Source organism: Gordonia sp. i37, assembly GCF_002043085.1.
Classification (GTDB): Bacteria; Actinomycetota; Actinomycetes; order Mycobacteriales; family Mycobacteriaceae; genus Gordonia; species Gordonia polyisoprenivorans.
Map to the genome: position 1 here is coordinate 1 of NZ_MVPX01000405.1, position 8444 is coordinate 8444.

At 66.0% G+C, this 8444-nt stretch carries 8 protein-coding genes; 3 read left to right on the forward strand and 5 right to left on the reverse strand.

Annotation, left to right across the window (positions count from 1 at the left end; all coding sequences use genetic code 11):
* From B1964_RS20160 to B1964_RS20180, 5 genes are all read right to left on the reverse strand, one after another.
* Window positions 1–723: ATP-binding cassette domain-containing protein (locus B1964_RS20160; protein ID WP_079931041.1), on the reverse strand; the 723-nt coding region annotated here is incomplete at its 3' end.
* A 52-nt stretch (window positions 724–775) separates the two neighbouring features.
* On the reverse strand, window positions 776–1651 hold the full coding sequence (locus B1964_RS20165) for a carbohydrate ABC transporter permease (protein WP_006367985.1): 876 nt from the start codon (window positions 1649–1651) through the stop codon (window positions 776–778).
* Window positions 1651–2610, reverse strand: coding sequence for a sugar ABC transporter permease (locus B1964_RS20170; protein ID WP_079931042.1), 960 nt, complete (start codon window positions 2608–2610; stop codon window positions 1651–1653). The genes B1964_RS20165 and B1964_RS20170 overlap by 1 nt, the downstream gene beginning before the upstream one ends.
* 2 nt (window positions 2611–2612) lie before the next feature.
* A complete protein-coding gene (locus B1964_RS20175; protein ID WP_079931043.1) occupies window positions 2613–3935 on the reverse strand; it encodes a sugar ABC transporter substrate-binding protein in 1323 nt (440 codons plus the stop codon).
* A gap of 68 nt (window positions 3936–4003) precedes the next feature.
* A complete protein-coding gene (locus B1964_RS20180; protein WP_172398908.1) occupies window positions 4004–5068 on the reverse strand; it encodes a sugar-binding domain-containing protein in 1065 nt (354 codons plus the stop codon).
* 108 nt (window positions 5069–5176) lie between these two features.
* On the opposite strand from B1964_RS20180, the gene B1964_RS20185 reads away from it, so the two are divergent.
* From B1964_RS20185 to B1964_RS20195, 3 genes are all read left to right on the forward strand, one after another.
* Window positions 5177–6256, forward strand: a complete 1080-nt coding sequence (locus B1964_RS20185) for an NAD(P)-dependent alcohol dehydrogenase (protein WP_079931045.1) — start codon at window positions 5177–5179, stop codon at window positions 6254–6256.
* Window positions 6253–7734, forward strand: coding sequence for a mannitol dehydrogenase family protein (locus B1964_RS20190; protein WP_079931046.1), 1482 nt, complete (start codon window positions 6253–6255; stop codon window positions 7732–7734). The genes B1964_RS20185 and B1964_RS20190 overlap by 4 nt, the downstream gene beginning before the upstream one ends.
* Window positions 7731–8444, forward strand: a 714-nt coding sequence (locus B1964_RS20195; protein WP_253194092.1) for an FGGY family carbohydrate kinase, incomplete at its 3' end; no start/stop codon positions are given. The genes B1964_RS20190 and B1964_RS20195, both read left to right, overlap by 4 nt.

Below are 8444 nucleotides of genomic sequence, written 5' to 3' on the forward strand. Positions count from 1 at the left end.
CATCGCCGGTGATCCGATGAAGCCGGCGACGAAGGCGTTGACCGGGTGGTCGTAGAGTTCGGCCGGGGTGGAGAACTGCTGGAGTACACCGTGTTTGAGTACGGCGACACGATCGCCCATGGTCATCGCCTCGACCTGGTCGTGGGTGACGTAGACGGTGGTGGTACCGAGTCGGCGTTGCAGCGCGGCGATCTGGGTGCGTGTCTGGACCCGCAGTTTCGCGTCGAGGTTCGACAGCGGCTCGTCCATGCAGAACACCTGCGGTTCGCGCACGATCGCGCGGCCCATGGCGACGCGTTGACGTTGTCCGCCGGACAGTTTCGCCGGTTTGCGGTCCAGATAGTCGGTGAGGTCGAGGAGTTTGGCGGCCTCGGCGACCTTGCGCTTGCGTTCGTCGGCGGAGATGCCGCGCATCTTCAGCGCGAATCCCATGTTCTCCCCGACGGTCTTGTTGGGGTAGAGCGCATAGTTCTGGAAGACCATGGCGATGTCACGGTCCTTGGGCGCGACGCCGACCATGTTGTCCCCGCCGATGCGGATCTGCCCGGAATCGATCTCCTCGAGTCCGGCGAGCATCCGCAGTGCCGTGGATTTGCCGGAGCCCGACGGTCCGACGAGGACCACGAACTCGCCGTCGGCGATGTCGAGGTCGAGGGAGTCGACGGCCAGTGACTCGGCGCCCGGGTAGACGCAGCAGGCCTTGTCGTAGGTGATGGTTGCCATGGGGTTCTCCTGTTGATACGAAAGCGCTTGGGTGAGTGGGTGACCGACGCGATTACTTGATCGCGCCGAAGGAGAGGCCGCGGACGAGTTTGTTCTGGGCGATCCAGCCGCAGATCACCACCGGCAGCGCGGCCAGGACCGACGCCGCCGACAGTTGCGCCCAGTACAGGCCCTGCCCGGACATGAAGCCGGTCAGGAAGACCGGCATCGTCTGCCCGTTGACGGCGGTCATGTTGACGGCGAAGAAGAATTCGTTCCACGAGAAGATGACACAGATCAGTGCGGTGGCCGCGATACCCGGGGAGATCAGCGGCAGGATAACCTCACGGACAGAGGTCCACAGACTCGCACCGTCGATGCTGGCGGCCTCGAGCAGTTCGCCGGGCACCTCGAGGAAGAACGACCGCATCATCCACACCGCGATCGGCAGATTCATTGCGGTGTAGAGGATCACCAGGGTCCACACGTTGTCAAGCATCCCGATCTTGCCGACGATCACATACAGCGGGATGATCGCGGCCACGATGGGCAGCATCTTGGTGGAGATGAAGAAGAACAGCGCGTCCTTGGTCTTGCGTACCGGGCGCAGCGATAATGCGAATGCCGCCGGCACACCGAGGACCAGAACCAGGATCGTCGAGACGATGGTGGCGAACAGCGAATTGAGCAGTGGCGTACCGATTCCGGCGTCGAAGACGTTGCGGAACTGCTGCAGGGTCGGGGCGAAGAAGAACGTCGGCGGGTTGGTGGCGGCGTCGCTTTCCTTCTTGAACGCGGTCAGCACCATCCACAGCACCGGGAAGAAGAACCCGATGGCCAGGATCCAGGTGAGTGCGGTCAGCCCCATCTGGCGTGGGTTGCGGCTGCGGCGTACCTCCGGCGTCGACGCCGGAGTGGTGGTCGGGGCGGGGCGGGTGTCGGTACTCATCAGGCCGGCTCCTCTGTTCCGGTGAATGACTTGAAGATCAGGCGCAGGGCCAGGGACGCGACGACGATCGTGCCGATCACCGTGACCACGCCCATCGCGGCGGCCTGCCCGATGTCGAATCCGAGGAAGGCACGCTGATAGATGTAGTAGGACAGGTTGGAGCTGGCCACACCCGGTCCGCCGGAGGTCATCATGTAGACCGCATCGAAGGTGTTGACCAGGTAGATGGCGCCGAGCACCGTGCCGAGCTCGATGAACCGCCGCAGGTGCGGCAGGGTCAGTTCGCGGAAGAGCCGGAAGCTGGTGGCGCCGTCCACGCGTGCGGCCTCCTGGATGTCCCGCGGCATCGACTGCAGTCCGGCGAGGATCAGCAACATCATGAAAGGTGTCCACTGCCAGACGAGTTCGGCCATCACGCTGGCGAGTGGGAATTCCGAGAGCCAGTCGGTGTGAATGCCGAACGGGCTCAACGCCCAGTTGACCAGGCCGTTGGTCGGCGAGAGCAGGCTCGTCTTCCACAGCAGCGCCGCGGCGACCGGTGTCACCAGGAACGGGGTGATCAGCAGGGTCCGAACCACCCCGCGCCCCAGGAACTTCCGGTCGAGCAGCAGGGCGAAGATCAGTCCGAGCACCACCGAGATGATCACGGTGCCCACGATCAGCAGGATGGTGTTGAGGGTGACCGTCCAGAATTGGCTGTCACCGAACACCGCGACGTAGTTGTCGAATCCGACGAACCGACGTGAGCCCGGACGCACCAGGTTCCACGACTGCGTCGAGTAGTAGAGCGTGAACACGAACGGAACCTGGGTGACCACGATCATGAAGATCAACGCGGGCAACAGGGGTCCGCGTCGACGCCAGCCCTCGGCGCGACTGATCTGGTCCTTCTTCGAGGTCACCGGCCGCCCCTGATCGGGGGGCACCTGCGCGCCTCGCGTGGATACTGCGGTGGCCATCTCTACTGCTCCCTCTGGTAGGACTTGCCGACGACCTCGGCGTACTGCTGGGCCTGTTCGAGTGCGTCGTGGACGCTGATCTGCCCGGCGATCGCCGCCGAGATCTGTTGGCTCACGCGGGTTCCGAGGTCCTGGAACTCGGGGATCGCCAGGAACTGGATTCCGGTGTAGGGCACCGGCGCCAGCGTCGGCTTGTCCTGATTTGCCGCCTGCATCGCCTGCAGGGTCTGCTGCGCGAACGGCCCGGAGATCTTCTGATAGGCCGGCAGCTGGTAGGTCGAGAGCCGGCTACCGGGCGGGACGTGCGTGGCACCCAGGGTGTTCGCCACATGTTCGATGTACTTGCGGTTGGTCATCCAGTCGATGAACTTCCACGCGTCGTCGCGGTGTTTGCTGCTCGACGGGATCCCGAGCGACCAGGTGTAGAGCCAACCGTTGTCGCCCTTGGCCATTCGTGGGGCCGGCAGGTAGCCGACGTCACCGGCGATGGTCGAGCTGTCCGGGCTCTCGAGCACCGACACCGCCGAGGTGGCGTCGTACCACATCGCGACCTGGCCCTGCGACATCAGGTTTCCGCATTCCTGGAAGCCCGACGACGAGGCACCGGCCTCCCCGTACTTGCGCACCGTGTCGACGTAGAACTGGACGGCAGCCTCGACCTGCGGACTGGTCAGCTGGGCGTTCCAGTTCTCGTCATACCAGCGACCACCGTAGGCATTGATGACGGTGTTCAGCGGGGCGAGCACCTCACCCCAACCGGGCTTGCCGCGCAGGCAGATTCCCGCGGTACGGTCGTTGGTGAGTTTGCGAGCGGCGTCGGCGACCTGCGGCCAGGTGGGGTCCGCGGGCAGCGTCACACCAGCCTGCGAGAACAGCTTCTTGTTGTACATGAGGAATGACGACTCGCCGTAGAACGGGGCCGAGTACATCGAACCCTGGTACGAGAGCGCCGATTTCAGAGTCGGAATGAAATCGTTCGCGTTGTAGGAGGGGTCGGCGTCCATGTACGGGGTGAGATTGACCAGCCACCCGTTCTTCGCCCACATGGGTGTCTCGTAGTTACTGATCATCACCACGTCGAACTCACCACCGCCGGTGGCCACCGACGCGGTGATCTTGGCGCGCGCTTCGTTTTCCGAGAGTGTGACGAAGCGGACCTTGGTGCCCGGGTTCTCCTGCTCGAACTGGCCGGACAGCTTGATCGCGTCCTGCATCTGCGAATTCGAGACCATTGCGACCGTCACTTCGCGGTCACCGCCGCCGGTGAGCGAGCCGGCACCGGCACATCCGGTGGCCAGCAGACCGATCGTGGCAGCCAAGGCCACCAGTCCGGCCTTGCCGCGGCGGCGTGACGGGGAGAGATGCCCGCTCGGGAATCTCGCTCGTAGGGATCTCACTGCTGACCTTCCTGTTGTGAGACAAGCCATTCCGCGGTCGGGACGTCGGTGACCAGGATGGTCGCGTAGCCGCCGCGGAGTGCGCCGAGAATGGATTCGGCCCGGTGGGTGCCACCGGAAATCAAGATCGCCGTGGGGCAGGCCTTCACCGCGTCGAGGGGGACCGAGACGGTCCGCTCCACCAGACTCGATTCGACGGCGATGCCCTGTGCGTCGTAGAAGCGCCCGCCGATCTCGCCGACCGCGCCGAGTTCGAGCAGTTCGTCGAGGACGATCGCATCGATGAATGCGCCCTCGAACAGGGTCGTCGATGTCGACACCGAACCCACTCCGAAGAGCATCACCTGCGCGCCACGTGCTGCCGACAGAGCCTGGGAGACAACCGAATCACGATTGAGGGCGGCGACGGTGTCGGGGTCGACGAACAACGGTGCGACCAGGCGCAGCGGCTGCGCGTGCAGACGCTCGGAGAAGCGGGCCAGCGCGTGGTCGACGCCGGTGTGGTATTCGACGGAGGTCATCGAGCCGTCCATCTGCACCACGCGTTGCGCCGCCGCGTTGGCGGTCATCGCGTCGGCGGTCGCGACCTGCTCCGGACCCCAGGTGAAGCCGAAGGTGTCGGCGGGTTGGATGCGCCGCGACAGGATCGACGCACCCGCGCGGCCGAGAGCGGCATTGCCCGACGCGGTGCCGTCGGCGACCTCGTCGATGATCAGCACCTCGTCCAGACCGAAGATCTGCTCCACCGTGCGTTCGAGGTCGGTGTGAATCGACGCCGACAGATGCTCGGGAGCGGTCACCGACACCTGGACGAGCCCCTGGGCACGGGCTCGCGCGATGAGCCGTCCGGCCGTCGGACGTGACACCCCGAGCCGGCCGGCGATGTCTGCCTGCGTCAATCCCTCGAGGTGATACATCGTCGCGGCGCGCACGAGCAGCCGCAGATCCTGACCGGTGTCGGCGGCGGGCCGGCCGGCTGACCCACGCCCGGTGGCCGGTCGTTTCGGTGGACCGTCGGGCACGTCCTTCGCGGCATCTGCCACATCTTTGCGAGAAGGCACTCGTCGACTCCGTTCGATCTCGGTGGTCCTGTGGAGCGTGGTGAGCATCTGCTCACTAGCCGTTCATGTGCTCAGTACGCTAACATCCTCGATGTGAGCCACGCAACAATGATCGAGAAACGTGATGCGCTGTCCGAAACCATGCGCGCCGGCGTTCTGCATCCCGACCTCCATCTGTCCGTCGAGGAGCGCCCCGTACCCACCCCGGCCGTCGGCGACGTGTTGGTGCAGGTCAGCGCGGTCGGAATCTGCGGGTCGGACACCCACTACGTGCGGCACGGACGTATCGGCGACTTCGTCGTCCGCGAACCCCTGATCCTCGGCCACGAGGCCTCGGGCACGATCGTCGCCGTCGGCGCAGACGTGGATGCGGCACGGATCGGCGAGCGCGTATCGATCGAACCGCAGCGGCCCGACCCGGCGTCGGCGGAGTCGATGCGCGGTGCATACAACCTGTGCCCGCACATGCGCTTCTTCGCCACCCCACCCGTCGACGGCGCTCTCGCCGGGTTCGTCACCATCGGCGCCGCCTTCGCCCACCCGATTCCCGACGAGATCAGCGACGAGGCGGCCGCACTCTTCGAGCCGTTGTCGGTGGGCATCGCCTCGATGCGCAAGGCGGGCGTGGGCCCCGGTGACGCCGTGCTCATCGCCGGGGCGGGCCCGATCGGACTGATGTGCGCCCAGGTCGCCCGGGCGTCCGGGCTGACCCGCATCGTGCTCAGTGAACCCGATCCCGAACGTCGCACGCGAGCACTGGATTTCGGTGCCACCGAGACAACTGCCCCCGGCACCGGGTTGGCGCCGGTGGATGCCTTCATCGATGCCAGCGGTGTCGCGGCCGCAGTCACCGCGGGTCTGCGTGCGTTGCGGCCCGGCGGACGGGCCGTGCTGGTCGGCATGGGCTCCGACACCATGGACCTGCCGGTCTCATTGATCCAGAACCATGAGATCGTACTGACCGGGGTCTTCCGCTACGCCAACACCTGGCCGACCGCGCGAGCGTTGGTGACGTCGGCCGCCGTCGATCTCGACGCGATGGTCACTGCCCACTACGGGCTCGACGAGATCGCCGAGGCACTGGACTCCGATCGCATACCCGGAATGATCAAAGCTGTTGTCCATACGCAGGTTTCGCGATACTGCACAGGTACCCGACCCGAACCGACCCGAAAGGACCGTTCGTGAGCACTCTCGCCGACGCCCTCCCGCTCAACACCACCATGCTGGGTTCTGTCGGTGACGTGCCGACGCCGCGCTACGACCGGGCCACGGTCACCACGGGCATCGTGCACTTCGGAGTCGGCGGCTTCCATCGTGCCCACCAGGCCTTCTACGTCGATCAGCTGCTCGCATCCGATCCGTCATGGGGAATCTGCGGTGTCGGCGTGCGGCCTGCCGACGCGCGGATGCGGGATGCGCTTGTGCCACAGGACGTTTTGTACACCCTGACCCTCAAGCATCCCGACGGTGCGGTGGAGACATCGGTGATCGGCTCGATCGTCGAGTACCTCTATGCACCCGACGATCCGGAGGCCGTTCTCGAGAAACTCGCCGATCCGGCCGTCCGCATCGTGTCCCTGACGGTCACCGAGGGCGGCTACAACTTTTCGGCGGCCACCGGCGAGTTCGATGCCGACAACCCGGAGATCGTGGCCGATCTTGCCGGAACCGCGCCGCCGACAACCGTCTTCGGACTCGTGGTGGAGGGTCTGGCCCGACGCCGCGAGCGGGGCGTGCCCTCGTTCACCGTGATGTCCTGCGACAACATCGCCGGTAACGGCCACATGGCGCATTCGACGTTCCTCGCGTACGCCCGGCTGCGCGATCCGGAGCTGGCGGCGTGGATCGACGAACACACGCGGTTCCCGAATTCCATGGTGGACCGCATCACCCCGGCCACTCCCCCCGAGCTGGCCGACGAGGTTGCTGAGCGCACCGGGATCGCAGACGCCTGGCCGGTGGTGGCCGAACCCTTCACCCAGTGGGTACTCGAGGACGATTTCTCCTGCGGCAGGCCGGCTCTCGAGAACGTGGGCGTGCAGGTCGTCGCCGACGTCACCCCGTATGAGCTGATGAAGCTCCGGCTGCTCAACGCCGGACATCAGGCACTGTGCTACTTCGCCCATCTGCAGGGGTACCGCTACGTTCACGACGCCGCGGTCGATCCCGATCTACGGGAGCTGTTGCGCCGCTATATGTCCGAGGAGGGAAAGCCGACTCTCGCGCCCTTGCCCGACGTCGACGTCGACGCCTACATCGACACTCTGCTCGAGCGATTCGGCAATCCGGCCATCGCCGATACGATCGCCCGGCTGTGTCAGGACTCCTCCAACCGCATCCCGAAATGGCTGGTACCGGTGATCCGGGATCGCCTCGCGCAGGATGGTTCCGTGAGACTGGCGGCCGCGGTGGTGGCCGGCTGGACGCGCTACGCCGAGGGTGTCGACGAGCACGGCGATGCGATCACCGTCGACGACCCGCTGGCCGACCGCCTCGTCCCGCTGGCGCAGCGCTCACGTACCGAACCGCTGGCCTTCTTGTCCGAGACGTCACTGTTCGGCGACCTCGCCGAGGACGAGTCGTTCACCGAGCCGTATCGGTGGGCGTTGGAATCGATGCGCAGCAAGGGTGCTCGCGCCACACTCCAGGAGCTGCTGTCATGACCCTCGTCGCCGGCGTCGACTCCTCGACACAGTCGTGCAAGGTGGTCATCTGCGACGCGGATACCGGCGCCGTGGTGCGCTCGGGCAGCGCGCCACATCCGGGCGGTACCGAGGTCGACCCCGAGGACTGGTGGCTGGCGCTGATCGCGGCCATCAGGGCGGCGGGCGGTATCGACGACGTCGCCGCGCTGTCGGTCGCCGGGCAGCAACACGGGATGGTGTGCCTCGATACAGCCGGACACGTGGTGCGGGAAGCTTTGCTGTGGAACGACACTCGTTCGGCCGGTGCCGCCGACGATCTCATCACCGAGCTCGGCGGCCCACATAAGTGGGCGGAGGCTGTCGGCGTCGTGCCGGTGGCGGCGATCACGGCCGCCAAGCTGCGATGGCTGGCCGACTACGAACCCGACCATGCCGACGCGACCGCGGCCGTCTGCCTACCGCACGATTGGCTCACCTGGAAACTCGCCGGCGGCACCGACATCGGCGCTCTGACGACCGACCGCAGCGATGCGTCGGGCACCGGCTACTTCTCCGCCGCCGACGAGGAGTATCGAACAGATCTGCTGCAATTGGCTTTTCGCGATCGACTACCGGGGATTCCGCGGATCGTCGGCCCCGGTGAGGCTGCCGGGAAGACTACGGGCGGTGTCGTACTCGGCGCCGGTGTCGGCGACAACGCCGCCGCGGCACTGGGTTTGCAGGCGGGG